This is a genomic window from Listeria grayi DSM 20601, assembly GCF_000148995.1.
GTDB lineage: Bacteria > Bacillota > Bacilli > Lactobacillales > Listeriaceae > Listeria > Listeria grayi.
On the sequence record NZ_GL538353.1, the window covers coordinates 73,438 to 93,142 of the forward strand.

The window sequence follows — 19,705 nt, forward strand, 5'->3', positions numbered from 1 at the left end:
GAAAGGACATGCGACATGCAGAAATATGTAGGAATCGATATTGGCGGCAGTTTTATCAAATTCGGTTTAGTAGATGCAGATGGAAATATTCTGGAGCAAGAATCCATGCCGACGAAGCGGGAAGATCCAGAAGGTCTGCTGGCAAAATTGACGGCGATCATAGCTGGTTATCAGCGAAAAGGAATCGACAAAGTGGCGATCAGCCTTCCTGGCGTTATTTCACAGGATGGAACAATGATCACAGCAGGAGCGATCCCAGGATTCAAATCGCGTAATATCCAAGCAGAATTGACAAAAATGACAGGGGCAAGCGTTCAGGTGATCAATGATGCGAATGCCGCGGCTTTGTCTGAGAAATGGCTGGGACACGGGAAGAATATAAAAAATTACTTTTGTCTGACATTAGGAACAGGAGTTGGCGGCGCTGTTGTATTGAATGACCAGCTTTTGACTGGACGAACCGGTGCAGCTGGGGAAGTCGGTATTTCACTATTGGGGCGGGGAAATACTCGCCCAGTCGGTTATGAATCCGTCAGTTTTTTTGCCGGAGCAGTCGCAGGACTCTGCCGCATCTATAATTTTAAAAAGGGCGTCTTTAACCTAGCTGATTGGCAGACTGATATCCCGACAATCTTGAAAGAAGCAAAGTCGGGTGGGGGGATCGCTCAAGAGAGTTTCAATGAATTTTATCAAAATGTAGCAGTGACGATCTTGAATATCACTGTGATGTATGATCCCGAACGGATTTTGATCGGTGGTGGCGTGAGTGCCAATGAGGAGATAATGGCGAACGTGAAGCAAGCAGTAAATGACTTGTTTACGCGTTATACAGATGTTTCCGCAGTCGGCGCTCCGGAGATCCTTCCTTGTAAATTTCGCAACAGTGCCGGAATATTAGGAGCCGTTTACCATTATATTCAAGAAAACAAGGAGGAATGGAAGTGGGTAAATTAGGAGTTAGTTTATATCCGGAAAAGACGGCATATGAAGCAGACGTTGCTTATTTAGAACACGCCAAAGAATATGGCTTTACACGCTTATTCATTAATCTACTGCTTTTTGGTGAACCTGATCCAACTCATATCGAGCGGATCAAGAAAACGACTATCAAAGCGCATGGATTAGGATTTGAAACTATTTTAGACGTCAATCCCCGTACTTTTGAAGTTTTGGGAATCAAACCACAAGACTTGGGATACTTTGAGGATTGGAAAATAGCGGGGATTCGTCTTGATATGGGATTTACTGGGAAAGAAGAAGCTTTGCTGACGAAAAATGAATATGGTTTTTTGATAGAGATCAATATGAGCAATGACAATCATTATTTGGATCTGATCATGGATCATCACCCTCGCAGATCTCATTTGATCGGCTCGCATAATTTTTTTCCGCAAGCATATACGGGCTTAGAGGAAGCTTACTTTCTCGCATGTAGTAAAAAATTCCAAGCCTATCAGCTTCGGACAGCGGCTTTTGTAACGTCACAACAGGCAGAGATCGGCCCGTGGCCACTGCAGGAAGGACTATGCACGTTGGAAACACATCGTCGACTGCCGTTAGCCATCCAAGTTGCGCATATGAAGAGTTTGGAGGCGGTAGACGATATTATTATTGGAAATGCCTACGCCAGTGATGCAGAATTAAAGCAAGCAGCCAGCGCTTTCCATGCAGCTGTGACGCCAATTGGTATTCTTCCTGCAAATGATCTGACAGAATTAGAAGAAAAAATCATTTTTGAGGAGCTGCATACTTATCGAGGCGATTATTCCAGTTATATGATCCGCTCTTCTATGACGCGCTTGAAATATTACAAGCATGAATTGCCAGTTAATAATGAGAACCAACCAATCGAAAGAGGCGATATTTTACTCTTAAATCAAGAATACGGTCAATACAAGGGAGAAGTCCAGATCGCTTTGAAATCGCGTCCAAATGATCCGCGAATCAATAAGATCGGGAAAATCGCACCAGAATATCTACCGCTATTAGATGGATTAAAACCATTTGATCAATTTACATTTACAAATCTACGCCATAGCTAAACAGAAAAACGCCCGCCAAGGATAGCATCAAGCTATCTTTTGGCGAGCGTTTTTCGTTATTTACTCCGTAATATTTTCTTCTGTTGTTGGGTCAAAGAAGTGAGATTTTGTCATTTCAAATGCTAATGTGATTTCTTCAAATGGTTGATGATTCGAGCGGGAATCAACGCGAGCGACGAATTCTTCATTGCCGACTTTGCTATGTAGCAGGAATTCCGCACCAGTCAATTCTGCAACGATCGTTTGAGCTTGGAATGTATAGCCAGGATTTGCTTCGATCATGATCGGTTCGTCGTGGATATCTTCTGGACGAATACCGAAGATGATTTCTTTGCCATCGTAGCCTTTGCTAGTAAGGGCTTTAAGCTTGCCTTCCGGGACAACAATCGTGAAATTATCAGTAATAAAGTTTTTGCCTTCCAGACGGCCGCGGAAGAAATTCATTGCTGGACTACCGATAAAGCCGGCAACAAACATATTGATCGGGTGATCGTACACATTTTTTGGCGCCCCGACTTGTTGGATGACGCCGTCTTTCATGATGACGATCCGAGTAGCCATTGTCATCGCTTCTGTTTGGTCATGGGTAACGTAGATCATTGTTGTATCTAATTGCTGATGTAATTTCGTGATCTCTGCACGCATTTGAACACGTAATTTGGCATCCAAGTTGGACAACGGTTCATCCATCAAGAAAACATTTGCATCACGGACAATCGCACGACCTAATGCGACACGTTGGCGCTGACCACCGGAAAGCGCGCTTGGCTTCCGTTTTAAATAATCCGTCAAGCCAAGAATGTCTGCTGCATGATCGACACGCTCTTTGATTTCTGATTTTGGCGTCTTTCTTAATTTCAATCCGAAAGCCATATTATCAAAAACTGTCATATGCGGATATAGCGCATAGTTTTGGAAAACCATCGCGATATCACGATCTTTAGGCGCAACGTTATTCATTACCTTTCCATCGATACTAAGCGTTCCTTTAGAAATCTCTTCCAATCCGGCGATCATCCGAAGTGTAGTAGATTTACCACAACCAGATGGACCAACAAAAACGATAAATTCTTTATCATCGATCTCTAAATTAAAATCTGATACAGCAGTTACTTTATTGTCATAAATTTTATAAATATGTTCTAAGGATAATTGTGCCAAACGACTCGCCTCTTTCTTCTTATGATAGTTCTCAGTATAAATGAAAGCGGTTTATTAGGAAATGTCACGTTGCACAAAAATGGGGGCTTTTTTTGGGCAGATCTTCTAAAAGAGAGTTATTTTCTTTTTGGAAGAAGAAAAATGTAGCTATTATTGTAAACTATCTGATAAAAAAGAAATCATTTTACTGGTAGAAAAATACATTATTTCGTGTTAGTATTTAATTGTAGGTACTACATATTGTGATTGGAGGCTTTTTGATGTATACAGAAAAAGAAACGCAGCAAGTAGTGGAAAAGCGTGATGGAAGACAAGTCGATTTCGACCCAGGGAAAATAAGAAAAGCTATTTTGGCGGCGATGAATGCGCAGGAAACAGATGCTGAAAATCAAATAGACGTTTTTTTAGAAAACATTGTGAATGAATTGGCAAACGATACTGTCTTGACGATCGAGAAGATTCAGGAAACCGTAGAAAATGTGCTGATGAAATCCGAATACCCAGACGTAGCAAGAGCATACATTGAATATCGTCATGATCGCGACAGTGAACGCGACAACATTACCGATATGACAAAAAGTGTGGAGAAACTCTTGAATAAAGATGCTTCTGTCGTAAATGAAAATGCAAATAAAGATGCCACCGTTTTTAATACGCAACGAGATTTGACAGCTGGGGCAGTGGCAAAGAGTTACGCCTTGAAATTCATGCTGCCGAAACATGTAGCGAATGCACATTTAAAGGGAGATATCCATTTCCATGATTTGGACTACAGCCCGTACCATGCAATGACGAACTGCTGCCTGATCGATATTGAAGGAATGCTTTCTAAAGGATTTACGATCGGGAACGCCAATGTGGAGAGTCCGAAGTCGATCCAAACGGCTACGGCTCAGATTGCTCAAATCATCGCAAATGTAGCAAGTTCGCAATACGGCGGCTGTTCTGTAGATAGAATCGATGAAGTGCTAGCGATCTATGCAGAGCTTAATTATAAAAAACATAAAGAAGAAGCGGCTGATTGGGTCGTTGCGGATAAGCAAGAAGAATATGCCCACGAAAAAACGAAAAAAGATATTTATGATGCTATGCAGAGTTTGGAATATGAGATCAACACCCTTTATACAAGTAATGGGCAAACACCTTTCGTGACGCTTGGTTTTGGTTTGGGGACAAGTTTCTTCTCCCGTGAGATCCAGCAGGCGATCTTGAAAGTTCGATTGCTTGGTGTAGGGAAGGACAAACATACGGCGATTTTTCCAAAATTAGTATTTTCATTGAAACGCGGTGTGAATTTAGAAGCGCAGGATCCCAATTATGATATTAAACAGCTCGCCTTGCAGTGTTCGGCGAAAAGAATGTATCCGGACGTGCTTAGTTATGATAAATTGACCGAGATCACAGGGGACTTCAAAGTACCAATGGGCTGCCGCTCATTTTTACCAGCTTGGCAGAATGAAGACGGTGAATTTATCAATGCTGGTCGTAATAATCTTGGCGTAGTAACGCTGAATTTGCCGAGAATAGCGATCCAAAGCGAGGGCGATCAAGACAAATTTTGGAAAATTTTCCATGAAAGAATGCAGATCGTAAAAGATGCGCTGCTGTTCCGTTTGAAACGTGTCAGCCAAGCACAACCGGAAAATGCGCCGATTCTATACAAATATGGCGCCTTCGGAAAACGCCTGCATGACGGTGAATCGGTCAAAGATCTATTTACCAATAAACGTGCCACCGTTTCCATCGGCTACATCGGTTTGTATGAAGCAGCCGCCGCTTTTTACGGTGGTGAATGGGAAACTACCAAAGTAGCGAAGGACTTCACACTGGATATCGTGAAGGAATTGAAAGAATACGCAGATGCTTGGCGTGACAAATATGACTATTGGTTCAGTGTTTATGCCACTCCAAGTGAAAGTCTGACTGATCGTTTCAATCGCTTGGATCGTGAAAAATATGGCAGCATTCCAGATATTACGGACAAAGAATATTATCAAAATTCGTTCCACTACGATGTACGTAAAAAAATCACGCCATTTGAAAAAATCGATTTCGAGAAAGAATATCCATTTTATTCTTCTGGCGGCTTTATCCATTACTGCGAATATCCAAAATTGGTCCATAATACGAAAGCGTTGGAAGCGGTGTGGGACTATGCTTACGACCGCGTTGCTTACTTAGGTACGAATACGCCAATCGATAAGTGCTATGAATGCGGTTTTGAGGGAGAATTCAAGCCAACCAAAGAAGGCTTTGAATGTCCTTCTTGTGGGAACAATGATCCTGAAAAGGCAGATGTCGTCAAACGGACTTGCGGTTATCTTGGCAATCCGATGAAACGGCCAATGGTACATGGACGACATGTGGAAATCAGCAAACGGGTGAAACACATGGAGATCGGTCGCGATGAATAATCCAAAGCCAAAAGAATGGGTATCCGATAATCTAAGCAGAGGCTATATCGCTGATTATAAAGGATTCAATTTTGTAGACGGTGAGGGCGTGCGTTGCAGTCTGTATGTATCAGGTTGTCCGTTTCACTGCGAAGGCTGCTATAACGCTTATGCACAGTCGTTTAAATATGGTGTGCCATATACCGATGAATTAGAAGCAAAAATCTTGAATGATTTGGCACATGAAGGCGTCCAGGGATTGACACTACTTGGCGGGGAGCCGTTTTTGAACACAGGGACCTGTCTTGCGATCGTCAAAAAAATGCGTGCTAGATTTGGTAATGAAAAAGACATTTGGTCATGGACTGGCTATACCTGGGAAGAAATGATGCAGGAATCAGCTGATAAATTAGAACTGTTATCACTGATCGATGTACTCGTAGACGGCCGTTTTGAGCAAGACAAGTTTGATCCAAACCTTGCCTTTCGCGGTTCCAGCAATCAGCGCATCATTGATGTCCAAAAATCGTTGGCAAGCGGAGAAGTGGTCTGTTATTTCAATTAAAAAAGTGTTGGGAGCATTTCGCTTCCAACACTTTTTTTGATTGAAATAGATGTCTTCAATAGAAGGATTTTTTATTAAAAATAAAGTTCTGGTCGCCGATCTGCTAAAACCGGCATGGCTTCTCTGACTTTTTTTACATCTGCCAAATTGATCTCTGCTAGAAGATTCTGCGGTGTATCGTCGGCTTCAGCAATGATTTCACCGCTAGGGTGGATCACCAGCGAATTACCGCCGAATTGATTGGCAGGATCGGAACCAACACGATTGACGGCCACGACGAATGCTTGGTTTTCGATCGCACGGGCAATCAGCAGTTGCTTCCATTGCGTAATGCGCGCTGAGGGCCACTGTGCGGAAACGAAAAGGACTTCAGCACCATTTGCAGCATGTTTACGCAGCCATTCTGGAAAACGAATATCATAACAGATAAAGCCAGCACATGCGAGGTCGCCGATCCGAAAAAGATTGGCGCTATTGCCAGGTCTGATATAGGTGTGCTCATCCATACCTTGAAATGGATGCACTTTCCGATAAGAAGCGAGCAAGTCGCCATCTTTAGCAACAGCATACATGATATTAGAGAAATGATCCTCTTCAGAAATCGCTACGGAACCACCGATAATAGTAACTTTTTGCTGCAATGCCAAGCGAATAAGGAAGCCTTTTGTCCGGTCACCATTAGGGTCGGCAAAGTCTGCTAACTCAGAAAGGCAATAGCCGGTATTCCACATTTCAGGAAGCACCACGATGTCGGCGCCGCTGTTTGCTGCTTCGATCACTGCCTGCTCGATGGCCTGATAATTTTTATCCGGATCACGAAAGGCGACATCTGTTTGACATAATGCGATTTTCATTATTTTCTCCCCCAGTTTGATTCCCAAATCTTAGTCTTTTTTAAGTTTACGAGCCAATAAATTCCCCAATGATTGAAGTAATTGTACCATAATTATCAAAATAACGATGGTGGTATACATCACAGTCGGCTCATAACGCTGGAAGCCATATTGATAAGCGATTGCTCCAAGACCGCCGGCACCGACTAGACCAGCCATTGCAGTGGCACCGATCAGGCCGATCGTTGCGATGGTAAGGCTGAGTGCGATCCCGGAACGGGCTTCGCGAATTATAACAGAAAAAATGATCTTCGGCGTGGAGATCCCCATTGCCTGATAAGCCTCGATCACACCGCGGTCTACTTCTAAAAGCGTAGATTCCATTAAACGCGCGATGTAAGGAGCGGTATAAAAGACTAATGGCAAGATCACCCCTTGGATACCGATCGAAGTACCAACGATTGCTCGTGTTACTGGTAAAATCAAGAAAAGCAAGATAATGAAAGGCAGTGATCGCAAGATATTGATGACCCAATTCAAAATCGTATAAATGAAGTGATTTTCTGTTTGTCCGCCTTTTCGTGTCAAAATAAGCAACACGCCGAGGGGAATACCGATAATGACTGCGATAACGAGTGTGATGATCGTCATTGTCAATGTTTCGAGGATACCTTGCCAAATCACAGGTCCCCAGTTTTCAATGAAAGCATTCATGGCAATTCAACCTCCTCTACAACGACTTGCTGACTGACCAAGTAATCGATCGCATCTTGATTGGCTGTTTCATTTCCCTTTAAATGAACAAGCAGTTTTCCGATCGTGCCGTTTTTGAAATGCGTGATGCCGCCAGCTAAAATGCTAGGCAGGACATCGTAATTACGGGAAACTAAGGCAAGTGCCGGTTCGTCAGCTTCGTCCCCTAAGAAATAGAGTGAAACCAATTTCCCCGTTTTCCCGTATTTCTCCAGCAAATCAGCAGGGATCTCATAACCGCCTTCTGTACCGATAAATCGCTTGGTAGTGGGGTGAACGGCTTTCGTATAAATATCCAGTACGGTTCCCTGTTCCACGATCTCTCCATTTTCCATCACAGCCACACGATCGCAAATACGTTCGATCACTTCGAGTTCATGCGTGATCAGGAAGATCGTGATGCCCAATTCTTCATTGATCTTGAGCAGCAGATTTAGGATCGATTCGGTCGTTTCCGGGTCTAATGCGCTGGTTGCTTCATCGCTCAGTAAGATCTCTGGTTCAAAGGCCAGTGCCCGAGCGATAGCGACACGTTGCTTTTGACCGCCGGAAAGCTGAGCGGGAAAATGATGCTCTTTATCCTTTAATCCGACGATCTGAAGATATTTTTCCACACGTTCTTTGATAACGGATTTGGAAAAGCCACTCAGTTTAAGTGGCTTCGCGATATTATCGTAGACGGTAGCGGTTTTGAGTAGATTATATCCTTGGAAAATCATGCCGATTTTGCGGCGCGCGTGGCGCAGTTCAGAAGCATAAAGTGTAGAAAGATCTTCACCGTCGATTTTTACGCTGCCTTCGTCAGGTTTTTCTAAGTAATTGATACAACGTACTAAGGTGCTTTTTCCAGCGCCGGAATAACCCACGACGCCGAATATTTCCCCTTTTTTCACGGTTAAAGATACATTTTTAACAGCTTCTACTTTTTTGCGATTAACAGTAAATGTTTTTGACAGATTTTCTAATTCAATCATGTTTTCAACTCCTAGAATGCAGGTACAACAGAACCTTTGAATTCTTTTTCGATAAATGCTTTTAATTCTTTAGATTGGTAATATTTCTTAAGTGTTTTCACGACTTCATCGTCTTTATTAGCTGTCCGAACGACAAACACATTTGGATATGGGTTGTTTTTGATCGGTTCGTGATAGATCGCATCGTCATTGATCGTCAAGTTGGCACCCATTGCGAAGTTCGTGTTGATTGCTGCAGCGCGTACTTCACTTAATTGCGAAGGGAGCTGTGACGCTTCCAGTTCCACGATATCGAGTTTAAGCGGATTTTCAGCAACATCATTTTTCGTTGCTTTTTGGGAAACACCTTTTTTGAGTTTGATGACACCAGCTTTTTCAAATAGTTTCAAAGCACGGTATTCATTCGCAGGATCGTTAGGAACCGCGATTTTGTCGCCTTTTTTCAGATCCTTGATATCCTTGATCTGTTTGGAATAGATACCCATTGGGAAAGCAACGGTTTTGAAAGCGATGCTGAGTTTATAGCCTTTGTCTTTCTTTTGTTGATCCAAGAAAGGGATCGTTTGGTAGTTGTTTGTATCGATATCCCCATCGTTTAAAGCTGTATTCGGCGTATTGTAATCGTCGAATGTTTTGATCGTGATGTCCAAGCCATCTTTTTTCGCTAATTTTTTTACTTCTTCGGCGATTTGCTGATGCGGACCGCCAGTTACCCCGATACTGATTTTTTTGGTGCTGAGTGCGTCATCTTTATTACCACCACATGCTGCTAGTGCCAACAATGCAGCACCTGCGATTACAAGTAAAATTGCCTTAAAAGATTTTTTCATTTTTTTCTTCCTCCCTGTGTAAAATACTTTTGAAGTAATAAAAAAACTTCTCTATCACAGATAGAGAAGTTGGGATTCGTAAAATTCCGACTTCTCTTATCTGTCAACATTTAGAAATGTTGCTGGAATTAGCACCTTCACTAAAAAAAGTTAGGTTGCCGGGCTTCATAGGGCCAGTCCCTCTGCCGCTCTAGATAAGAGAATTTAGTTTTTTAAAACTTGTTAATTTAAAATATACGCTATTTGTGCGGGAATTGTCAATCTCTTTTTAACTTTTCAGAAAAATCCCCTAGACAAACGGAACGGGAAAGACTAATATGGAAAGCAATGAAATAAGTCAGAAAGCAGGTGCAGAAGATGAAAATCTCACAAAAACTACAAGCATTGCCGGAACAATTTTTCTCTACATTGGTCGCGAAAGTGAATCAAAAAATTGCGGAGGGCCATGATGTCATCAATTTAGGGCAGGGAAATCCGGATCAACCGACACCGGAATATATCGTGGAAGCATTGAAAATTGCAGCAGACAAGCCGCTTAACCATAAGTATTCGCCCTTCGATGGGAAATTAGAACTAAAACAAGCGGTAGCCGAATTTTATCAGCGTGAGTATCAAGTAGAGATCGATCCGCAGACAGAAGTAGCAATCTTATTTGGTTCGAAAACAGGATTGGTAGAACTGCCGATGTGTGTATTAGATGAAGGCGACTGGATGTTGCTGCCAGATCCGGGGTATCCAGATTATCTATCAGGCGTAGTGCTTGGCGGAGTGAATTATGAAACGATGCCGTTGCGCGCGAAAAATGATTTTCTGCCAGATTATAGTAAACTTTCTCCAGAAACACTTAAAAAGACGGAAATGATGTATTTGAACTATCCAAATAATCCTACTGGTGCGGTTGCAACGCCTGCTTTTTTTGAGGAGACCGTAGCACTTGCGAAGAAACACGCGATCACAGTAGTTCATGACTTTGCCTATGCTTCGATTGGTTTTGACGGCAAAAAACCAGTTAGTTTTTTGCAAACTGCAGGAGCAAAAGAAGTTGGCGTGGAATTGTATACATTATCTAAGACTTATAATATGGCTGGCTGGCGGGTCGCCTTTGCAGTCGGGAATAAAGAAATCGTCCGTGCGATCAATCTGATTCAAGACCATCTATATGTCAGCTTGTTTCCTGCTATCCAAGATGCTGCAGCAACAGCGCTAACTGGTGATCAAAGTGACGTGGAAGCAATGCGAAAAATGTATGAAAGCAGACGAGATCATTTTATCGCTGCTTGCCGGGAAATCGGTTGGGAAGTAGACGCGCCAGCAGGTTCATTCTTTGCTTGGTTGAAAATACCTACTGGATTCACGAGCGCGAGCTTTTCTGATTTTCTATTAGAAGAAGTGAGTGTGGCTGTTGCGCCAGGGAATGGATTTGGTAAAGAAGGAGAAGGTTATGTTCGCGTCGGTCTGCTTATGAATGAAGACCGCTTGGAAGAAGCAGCACGCCGGATCGGAGCATCTACGGCTTTCCGGAATGCCGTATTGTAAAATTTTTTCCAAAATATGTAAAAAGGTATTGCGCAAATGCCAAAAACATGGTTTAATGAGGAAGTGCCATTTTTAAGGTGCTAAGGTTCCGTGGTGTAGGGGTTAACATGCCTGCCTGTCACGCAGGAGATCGCGGGTTCAAATCCCGTCGGGACCGTTAAGGAAGAGATCAGCTTGCTAATTTAGCACTGGTCTTTTTTTTGTAGATAAAGTATAATTCAGATAAATTCATGTTTATGTTATAATAGATAAAGTGAGCTTATGTGCTCCAATGAATGGCAACAGAGAATGTAACGAGAGATTAACGAAGCCTGTCCTGACAATATGTCAGTCAAATCCACGAATTAGGAGGATACAACTAAATGGCAGAAAAGAAGATTTTAGTCGTTGATGATGAAAAACCAATTGCAGATATTGTGAAATTTAACCTTAACAAAGAGGGTTTTGATGTTTATTGTGCTTATGATGGCGATGAAGCACTACAATTAGTAGAAGAAGTACAACCGGATCTAATTTTATTAGATATTATGTTACCAGGGCGAGACGGTGTGGAAGTTTGCCGTGAGGTACGGAAAAAATACGATATGCCGATCATTATGGTGACTGCCAAAGACTCGGAAATCGATAAAGTGCTAGGATTGGAATTGGGAGCGGATGATTATGTAACGAAACCTTTCAGCAATCGTGAATTGATCGCTCGTGTGAAAGCTAATCTGCGTCGCCACAGTCAAGTGAGCTCGCAGGCAGCAGAAGATCAAGAAAATTCAGAGCTGGAAGTCGGTTCGCTGACGATCCACCCGGATGCATATGTCGTATCTAAACGCGGTGACACGATCGAACTGACACATCGGGAATTTGAACTGCTACATTATCTGGCAAAACATATTGGCCAAGTAATGACGCGTGAGCACTTGCTCCAAACTGTTTGGGGCTATGATTATTTTGGAGATGTGCGCACGGTGGACGTAACTGTACGACGCCTGCGGGAAAAAATAGAAGATAATCCAAGTCATCCGGCATGGCTAGTAACAAGACGTGGAGTAGGCTACTATTTACGCAATCCTGAACAGGAGTAGGATGACCGTATGCTAAAAAAGAAATTTTTCCAATCTGTACAATTCAGACTTGTCATCATTTATATTCTGCTGATCATTCTTGCGATGCAGGTCATTGGCGTTTATTTTGTACGGGAGCTGGAAAGCCGACTAGAGAACAACTTTAAAGAATCGATCCGCAGCAGCATGACGTTTCTTAATTATAATACGCGTGAAGAGATTTTAAATGATAGTGAAAATACGTCGAAAGAACAAGCGCTCATCGAACAATCCCTGACAGACTTTGTGCAAGCGAATGATTCGATCAATGAAGTACGTGTTCTCGACAGCAGAGGAAAGATCCTCGGCACATCGAACAAAGATAACCAAGGTATCGTAGGTCAAAAGTCTAACGATACCTTGGTTAAACGTGCGTTGTCGCTCGGAAACGGTTCGGAAGACAAGATCTTTATTGACCAAGCTAACAAAAAGCGTGTCTGGGTCAACGTTTCTCCTATTAAAAACAAAGGGCAAGTGATTGGGGCTATTTACCTAGTTGCAGATATTCAAACTGTTTACCAACAAGTAGATGATATTACGAATATCTTTGTTACCGGGATCGCGATCTCCCTATTTATAACCGCGATCATGGGTATCATTCTTTCCCGTACGATCACAAAACCGATAAAAGAAATGAAACGGCAAGCGTATGCTATGGCTAGAGGGAACTATTCTCGTAAGGTGAAAATCTACGGCTATGATGAAATCGGAGAACTGGCAGAGTCTTTTAATATGCTGACGAAGCGGCTCCAAGAAGCACAAGCGATGACAGAAGGGGAAAGACGCAAGCTCTCCTCGGTTCTTTCTTATATGACAGATGGCGTTATCGCAACCGACCGACGAGGAAAAGTAATCCTTATCAATTCACCGGCTGAAAAAATGCTACGTATCCCGCATGAAGAAGCAAATGGGAAATCGATCATCGACGTGCTAGATATCGGTGAAGATTATGAGTTTGAGGACTTGATGGATATTGATGAAGCATTGACGCTAGACCGTACGATCTACAATAAACCATTTATTCTAAAAGCGAATTTCTCGATCATCCAACGGGAAACTGGATTTGTAAATGGTGTTATCGCCGTACTGCACGATATCACCGACCAAGAAAAAGTCAATCAAGAACGCCGCGATTTCGTATCCAATGTATCGCATGAACTACGTACGCCGCTTACCAGCATGAACAGCTATTTAGAAGCACTTCGCGATGGGGCCTGGGAAGATAAAGAGATCGCACCGCAGTTCTTAGAAGTAACGCAAAACGAAACAGAGCGGATGATCCGGCTAGTTAATGATCTTTTGAAACTGTCCCGTATGGATGCAGGTCGTGAAAGCCTTGAAAAAAGTTTTGTTAACTTTACGGATTTCTTCAATCATATTATCGACCGCTTTGAAATGATGAAAAAAGATACGATCATGTTTATTCGGCATATTCCGAAATTGCCGATCATCATTGAGATCGACGAAGATAAGATCATGCAGGTAATGGACAATATCATTTCAAATGCAAATAAATACTCACCTGATGGCGGACGGATCTCCTTCTATTTGAAAAAATGGAGCGATAAGATCCAAATCAGCGTTTCCGATGAAGGTCTCGGCATTCCAGATGAAGATCTGGACAAAGTTTTCGACCGCTTTTTCCGAGTAGATAAAGCACGCTCACGGGAAATGGGCGGAACAGGTCTGGGCCTTGCGATCGCAAAAGAAGTGATCGAGTCTCACGGTGGCCACATTTGGGCGGAACGAAACAACGGCAGAGGCACGACGATTCACTTTACGCTACCATACAGTGATTTACCGGAGGATGATTGGGATGACTAAAAGATATGGATTTAGAGGCTTATTGTTGACCATACTTGTAATTATCAGTATCGTTCTTAGCTATTCGATTTGGAAAGGACAGCCGAATTATGAGGCTATCAACGTGAAAAATGTCGAAAAAACAACGATCAGCAAAGAGCAGACAGCTGCCCAAACTTTCAAACCATATAAAGTGATTTGGAATAAAGACGGTAAACAGTTCAGTAGTAATGATGAGACAGCGATCAAATCGCTTTCTTCCCGGGGAACTACTTTTGGGTTCTCGGAAGTGCTCGTTTCCGAAAAGAAAAAAACAGAAACATACGAGAGCATCATCCATCAAAATGATACATTTGAATTAGTCTATCCAACTACCATACCGTTCACCATCTTTTCGCAGGTTTTCCATGTTTCTGGTAAAAATCTGCAATCAGATTCTTTCAACCGCATCATTTTCGATAAAAATGCCAGCGATACAGGTCTGCATACGGTTTATTTTGCAAATGACCAAAACCACACGATCTACCAGAGCAGTCTGCAGGAGAAGGATATGAACGAAGTAGCATCGATCGTGAATAAAGCAAAGGATACATTCATCGAAAATGATGTGGTTATCGATCAAAACAGGCGACTATATTTAAGCAGTTCGCCGTTAAACATCGATTCTCGGAAATTTATCATCAGCTCGATCAAAATCAACCTATTCATATCCGCGCTTTTCCAAGATTCGGATTCCATCAAAAATGAAGGTAATAATTACACAAATGGTTCCAGTATCATTCAAGTCAATCCTGAATACAAAACATTAGAATATGTAAATCAGGCACAAGAACGTAATCGTCCGGAACTGCTTCCTAAACAAAAACAAGCCATGATGATCCAAGACAGTTTTAACTTTGTCAATGAACACGCAGGCTGGACTGGCAATTTTACATTTGCTGGCTATGATGTCAACAGTGGGAGTACGAACTTTATGCTTGATGTACACAATATGATGGTGTTCAATCCTGATAAAATGACGACGATTTCTGTCGCACAAGGTCAGGAAAGTGTTTTCCGCTATACCCGGCCGTATTACATGTTCGAATCAGAGATCTATTCGGCGAAGCGGAAAGTAAAGTTAGAGTCATCTTATAGTGCCTATCAAAAACTGATCAAGAGCAAAGCAGTTGATCCGCAAAACATTGATGCAATGGCGCCAGGCTACGAAATGAAACGCTCCAATTGGGAAAATACCTCTTCGCTTAATCGCGTTGTCGAATTGGAACCAGTATGGATGTTCCAATACAAAGGAACTTGGTTTTCTGTAAATGACACAGAGGGGGGTAATTAATATGGATTGGCGTAAGACGGAAATCATCTTTATCATTACTTTCCTGCTTGTCGACATCTTTCTCGGAGTTGTTTGGTTCAATAAAAAACTAGCCGACAATACTGACAAACTGAGTTCTTCTAGCATTCAAGAAAACCTGAGGAACGATCATATCAAATATCCTGCCGATCTTTCGGAAAAGTCGGCGTCAGGAGCGATTTTTACCGCAGAACCATATATTTTTCAAACAAAAGAGTTGAAAGAGCTCAAAGATCAATCACTTACGATCCAAAATCAAGGAACGATCTTGCATTCGCAATTGAAAAAGCCGATCCAAGTAGATCCCAAAAAAGACAACCCCGATCTCAAACAGTTTATTGAAAATCACGTTTATAAAGGAAAATCCTATGCTTTTTGGAAGTATGATGAACAGGCACATGAGCTGGTCTATTATCAAGTCATGCACAAAAGTCCGATCTTATTTGAGAAAAATGCGTATGTCCGCTTTTATCTCAACAACGACAATGAAGTTACTTCTTATGAGCAGACATTGCTGGAAAAACAAAATGATCTGAAAGAAAAGAATGACCTGATCTCTGCTTCCGTTGCACTTGAATCGATCTATCAGCACGGGAAACTGCAGCAGAAAAGCGAGATCAAAGCAATCACTTTTGGCTACTATACGACCGTAAAACTCTCCACCGGGAATGTTTATTTCCCAGTTTGGTGTTTTGAGATCGAGAACAAAAATGTCACAGAGTTCTTATTAGTTAATGCTGAGGACAATCAGATCATTAATGTTACAGATATGGAACAAAAAGGATTAGAAGAAACAAAAGCAAGCGGTATGTTGCTCCCTAGATAGTTAGCAAGAGATGCTTTTTTCCGTAAATAGCGTTAGAATAGAAGCAGCAGAGGTTGCAAGGGGGAAAAAATAATGTTTTCAGAAACAGCCCAAACAAAAATACAGACAGATCAGATCCGCTTTAGTATTCTTGCAAGCGGAAGCTCAGGAAATGCAACTTTAGTCGAAACAGGCGACCAAAAGATATTGGTGGACTGCGGGCTAAGCGGTAAGAAAATCGAAGGATTATTTGAACAAGTGGGCAGAAAAATGTCGGACTTGGATGCGATCTTGGTTACCCATGAGCACGTGGATCATATCAAAGGCCTCGGCGTCATTGCTCGTAAATATAAACTGCCTGTTTTTGCGAATCAAAAAACATGGCAAGCAATGGATTCTATGATCGGTGAAGTAAACTCAGATCAAAAATTCCATTTTGATATGGAAACAGTAAAATCATTCGGCAGTCTGCAGGTGGAAAGCTTCGGTGTTTCCCATGATGCGATCGAACCGATGTTTTACATTTTTCACAGTGGCGACAAAAAATTTGTCATGATCACCGATACAGGATATGTAAGCGATCGGATGAAAGGCCATATCAAAGGCGCGGATGCTTATTTATTTGAAAGTAACCACGATATTGAGATGCTACGGATGGGCCGCTACCCTTGGAACGTGAAACGACGTATTCTTGGAGATGAAGGTCACGTCAGCAATGAAGATGCCGGCATTGCGATCAGTGAAGTGATCACTGATAAGACGAAACGCATTTACTTAGGACATTTAAGTAAAGATAACAATATGAAAGATCTAGCGAGAATGAGCGTGAGCCAGACGTTGGCAGCGCAGGATATCATCGTTGGCACGCAGTTGGAATTGTTTGATACCGATCCGGCTGTTCCAACGGACATATTTACTATATAAGAAATTGCAGAGATAACTTTTCTCTGCTTTCTTTATATTTTTAAAATTTTTTCATCATTTTTTCATATTTGTTTATTAATATAAAGATAACAACGATATTTATTCAGGAAGGAGCAATAAAATGGACGAAACAAATAGAGAAAATTCCCCTGAAAAGACGGAAAATGATCTGCAAGTCAGTAACACCAATTCTCCGCAAGAGATTCCAGCTGAAACAATCAGTTCGACCGATACTTTTTTTGACGAAATGAATAATCGGGATCCTTTCCGCACCGAGCTCACACAAGGAGGAAATGACAACACACCTCCACCACCCAATAACAATCACAATACTAGTAACGGTGGAAATGGCGAACCACCTCGCAAAGGCGGGAAAGGCAATTTTATTGGCTATTTTTTGACCGGATTGATCGGTGTCATTGTGGGCGCTCTTATCATTTATTTTATTCCATGGAATAATGACAACGATTCAATCACAAATAATGCAGTCAATACAACTACAAAAGGCCAAAAAGTAGAAAATGTTTCCGTTAATACCACGACCAACATTACAAAAGCAGTCGGCAAAGTCCAAGATGCCGTGGTCAGCGTACTCAACTATCAATCTTCCGGAGATCCACTGGACGGAAACACTTCCGAAAAACAAGCTTCTTCAGGTTCCGGTGTTATTTATAAAAAAGCAAACGGCAAAGCTTATATCGTTACCAATAATCACGTTGTCGCGAACGCAGAGAAATTGGAAGTAACTTTTGCAAACGGTAAAAAAGCTTCTGCAAAACTGCTGGGCACTGATGTATGGAATGACTTGGCCGTTTTAGAGATCAGTGGCAAAAATGTTTCTAAAGTAGCAGAATTCGGCAATTCCGATTCCCTTAAAGTCGGCGAACCAGCAATTGCGATCGGGAGTCCGCTTGGAACAGAATTTTCCGGTTCCGTAACAGAAGGAATCATTTCCGGCTTAAATCGTGCCGTACCAGTAGACACTAATAGCGACGGCCAAGAAGATTGGGAAGCTGACGTTATCCAAACAGACGCAGCAGTCAACCCAGGTAACAGCGGCGGTGCATTGATCAATATCCAAGGACAAGTCATCGGCATCAACTCGATGAAAATCTCGATGCAGAACGTAGAAGGAATCAGCTTCTCCATTCCAATCAATACCGTAGAACCAATCATTCAACAACTAGAAACAAAAGGCGAAGTAGTGAGACCGTCCCTAGGCGTGACCCTTCGCGACGTTGAAACGATCCCAAGCGCACAACAAAAGAGCGTCTTGAAACTTCCAGAAAACATCAACTACGGCGCCATGGTCCAACAAGTCACCAAATCATCAGCCGCAGCTAAAGCAGGTTTGAAACAATATGACGTTATTACAGAATTAAATGGCAAAAAAGTTACTAACTCCATTTCCCTACGTAAAGAATTATATTCACCAAACCTTCAAATCGGCGACAAGATCGCGATCAAATATTACCGTGACGGTAAATTGAAAAGCACTACTCTGACATTGGTTGCTTTGAAAGAAGGCGCGTAACTCAGAACCCCTACCTAAGGGGTTCTCAGCTTGGCGAAAAACGCTCATCTTCGTCGTTAAAGCCTGCGTTCCGATGCTCACGTACACAAGTGCGCTCCGCTTCGGTACTCGGCTTTGCCTAGAATCTAATCCTTTTTCACCAAGCTGAAAACAGTAAAATAATGATTGAAATGGTGTTTTTCTTCAGTCTGAGAATCCCTACCTAAGGGGTTCTTTTTATGTTTAAAAATAAATACACGTGGAAAACATTATATGTAGCCAAAATCAAAGGAGAGATATATAATGGGTAAAAAAATAGCAACAGTTATCACAGATTTATTTGAAGATGTGGAGTACACAGACCCTGCAGAAGCATTCAAAAAAGAAGGACATGAAGTCACGACCATTGAAAAAGAATCTGGGAAAACAGTCAAGGGTAAAGCAGAACAGACACCTGTAACCATCGATAAAGGTATCGATGAGGTAAACGCCAAAGACTTTGACGCGTTGTTCATTCCCGGCGGCTTTTCTCCTGACCAACTCCGTGCCGATGAACGCTTCGTTAAATTCGCAACTGAATTTTTACAAGCAAATAAACCGATCTTCGCCATTTGTCATGGACCGCAATTGCTTATCCAAACAGGTCAATTGAAAGGAAGAACCGTTACCGGATTTACTTCCATTCTATTAGATCTCGAAAATGCCGGTGCAAATGTGAAGGATGAAGAAGCAGTAGTGGATAACAACATCGTGACAAGCCGTAATCCAGATGACATCCCGGCCTTCATCAAAGAATCATTGAAACAATTAGAAAAATAATACCAAAAGTCATCATCTGTTTGGGTGATGGCTTTTTTTGTGGATAAAGCTGTGTATAACTAAAAAGAAAGAGGAATAGATATAGTGGCGAACAGAAATTCGTCCACAAAATCTAGCAAGTGCTTGTGGATATGTGGATAAACCCTGGGGATAACTTGTTAATAAGCGGGGGATAAACTGTGGAAATGTTCCTTGTAAAGGTAAAAAACATGACAGGTAATAATACCCATACCAGTTGGGCGAGTAGTGGTTTGTATACAATTTATAGAGGAGAAAAGTAAAATCGAAAACGTTGTGGATAACCTGTGC

At 42.0% G+C, this 19,705-nt stretch carries 17 protein-coding genes, 1 tRNA gene and 1 riboswitch; of the genes, 13 read left to right on the forward strand and 5 right to left on the reverse strand.

Annotation, left to right across the window (positions count from 1 at the left end; genetic code table 11):
- The first annotated feature begins 15 nt into the window (after positions 1-15).
- Together HMPREF0556_RS07865 and HMPREF0556_RS07870 are read left to right on the forward strand one after the other, a co-directional pair.
- On the forward strand, positions 16-954 hold the full coding sequence (locus HMPREF0556_RS07865) for an ROK family protein (RefSeq protein WP_003757338.1): 939 nt from the start codon (positions 16-18) through the stop codon (positions 952-954).
- Positions 942-2,042, forward strand: coding sequence for a DUF871 domain-containing protein (locus HMPREF0556_RS07870; RefSeq protein WP_040486660.1), 1,101 nt, complete (start codon positions 942-944; stop codon positions 2,040-2,042). The genes HMPREF0556_RS07865 and HMPREF0556_RS07870 overlap by 13 nt, the downstream gene beginning before the upstream one ends.
- 60 nt (positions 2,043-2,102) lie before the next feature.
- Here HMPREF0556_RS07870 and HMPREF0556_RS07875 read toward each other — a convergent pair whose 3' ends face one another.
- Positions 2,103-3,203, reverse strand: a complete 1,101-nt coding sequence (locus HMPREF0556_RS07875; RefSeq protein ID WP_003757341.1) for an ABC transporter ATP-binding protein — start codon at positions 3,201-3,203, stop codon at positions 2,103-2,105.
- 260 nt (positions 3,204-3,463) lie between these two features.
- Here HMPREF0556_RS07875 and nrdD point away from each other — a divergent pair, with 260 nt between their 5' ends.
- Complete coding sequence (gene nrdD, locus HMPREF0556_RS07880; protein WP_003757342.1) at positions 3,464-5,617, forward strand: anaerobic ribonucleoside-triphosphate reductase; 2,154 nt, start codon at positions 3,464-3,466, stop codon at positions 5,615-5,617.
- Entirely contained in the window at positions 5,610-6,161 is a 552-nt protein-coding gene (gene nrdG / locus HMPREF0556_RS07885) for an anaerobic ribonucleoside-triphosphate reductase activating protein (RefSeq protein ID WP_003757343.1), read from the forward strand. Before nrdD ends, nrdG begins: the two co-directional genes overlap by 8 nt.
- A 74-nt stretch (positions 6,162-6,235) precedes the next feature.
- Here nrdG and HMPREF0556_RS07890 read toward each other — a convergent pair whose 3' ends face one another.
- From HMPREF0556_RS07890 to HMPREF0556_RS07905, 4 genes are read right to left on the reverse strand one after another with little or no spacing between them, the layout of a single operon-like run.
- Complete coding sequence (locus HMPREF0556_RS07890; RefSeq protein WP_077904812.1) at positions 6,236-7,018, reverse strand: carbon-nitrogen family hydrolase; 783 nt, start codon at positions 7,016-7,018, stop codon at positions 6,236-6,238.
- A gap of 27 nt (positions 7,019-7,045) precedes the next feature.
- Positions 7,046-7,708, reverse strand: a complete 663-nt coding sequence (locus tag HMPREF0556_RS07895; protein WP_003757348.1) for a methionine ABC transporter permease — start codon at positions 7,706-7,708, stop codon at positions 7,046-7,048.
- Positions 7,705-8,721, reverse strand: coding sequence for a methionine ABC transporter ATP-binding protein (locus HMPREF0556_RS07900; RefSeq protein WP_003757350.1), 1,017 nt, complete (start codon positions 8,719-8,721; stop codon positions 7,705-7,707). Before HMPREF0556_RS07900 ends, HMPREF0556_RS07895 begins: the two co-directional genes overlap by 4 nt.
- An 11-nt stretch (positions 8,722-8,732) precedes the next feature.
- Positions 8,733-9,551, reverse strand: a complete 819-nt coding sequence (locus HMPREF0556_RS07905; RefSeq protein WP_003757352.1) for a MetQ/NlpA family ABC transporter substrate-binding protein — start codon at positions 9,549-9,551, stop codon at positions 8,733-8,735.
- A gap of 93 nt (positions 9,552-9,644) precedes the next feature.
- Positions 9,645-9,752: riboswitch (SAM riboswitch) on the reverse strand.
- A 156-nt stretch (positions 9,753-9,908) separates the two neighbouring features.
- On the opposite strand from HMPREF0556_RS07905, the gene HMPREF0556_RS07910 reads away from it, so the two are divergent.
- From HMPREF0556_RS07910 to HMPREF0556_RS07950, 9 genes are all read left to right on the forward strand, one after another.
- Positions 9,909-11,087, forward strand: a complete 1,179-nt coding sequence (locus tag HMPREF0556_RS07910) for a pyridoxal phosphate-dependent aminotransferase (protein WP_003757354.1) — start codon at positions 9,909-9,911, stop codon at positions 11,085-11,087.
- Positions 11,088-11,171: 84 nt separating this feature from the next.
- Positions 11,172-11,244: transfer RNA gene (locus tag HMPREF0556_RS07915), tRNA-Asp, on the forward strand.
- A 205-nt stretch (positions 11,245-11,449) separates the two neighbouring features.
- On the forward strand, positions 11,450-12,163 hold the full coding sequence (gene yycF, locus HMPREF0556_RS07920) for a response regulator YycF (RefSeq protein ID WP_003757357.1): 714 nt from the start codon (positions 11,450-11,452) through the stop codon (positions 12,161-12,163).
- A 9-nt stretch (positions 12,164-12,172) separates the two neighbouring features.
- Positions 12,173-14,005: a cell wall metabolism sensor histidine kinase WalK gene (gene walK, locus HMPREF0556_RS07925; protein WP_003757359.1), complete on the forward strand. Its 1,833-nt coding sequence runs from the start codon at positions 12,173-12,175 to the stop codon at positions 14,003-14,005.
- Positions 13,998-15,317 (forward strand): YycH family regulatory protein, encoded by a 1,320-nt coding sequence (locus HMPREF0556_RS07930; RefSeq protein WP_036103570.1) that lies wholly within the window; start codon positions 13,998-14,000, stop codon positions 15,315-15,317. The genes walK and HMPREF0556_RS07930 overlap by 8 nt, the downstream gene beginning before the upstream one ends.
- Before the next feature lies 1 nt (position 15,318).
- A complete protein-coding gene (locus tag HMPREF0556_RS07935; protein WP_036103574.1) occupies positions 15,319-16,161 on the forward strand; it encodes a two-component system regulatory protein YycI in 843 nt (280 codons plus the stop codon).
- Positions 16,162-16,233: 72 nt separating this feature from the next.
- The gene (locus HMPREF0556_RS07940) at positions 16,234-17,064 is read left to right on the forward strand and encodes an MBL fold metallo-hydrolase (RefSeq protein WP_003757364.1); all 831 of its coding nucleotides are present in this window, start codon (positions 16,234-16,236) and stop codon (positions 17,062-17,064) included.
- A gap of 121 nt (positions 17,065-17,185) precedes the next feature.
- The gene (locus HMPREF0556_RS07945) at positions 17,186-18,598 is read left to right on the forward strand and encodes a S1C family serine protease (protein WP_003757366.1); all 1,413 of its coding nucleotides are present in this window, start codon (positions 17,186-17,188) and stop codon (positions 18,596-18,598) included.
- Positions 18,599-18,880: 282 nt separating this feature from the next.
- Entirely contained in the window at positions 18,881-19,396 is a 516-nt protein-coding gene (locus HMPREF0556_RS07950; protein WP_003757368.1) for a type 1 glutamine amidotransferase domain-containing protein, read from the forward strand.
- Positions 19,397-19,705 lie beyond the last annotated feature (309 nt).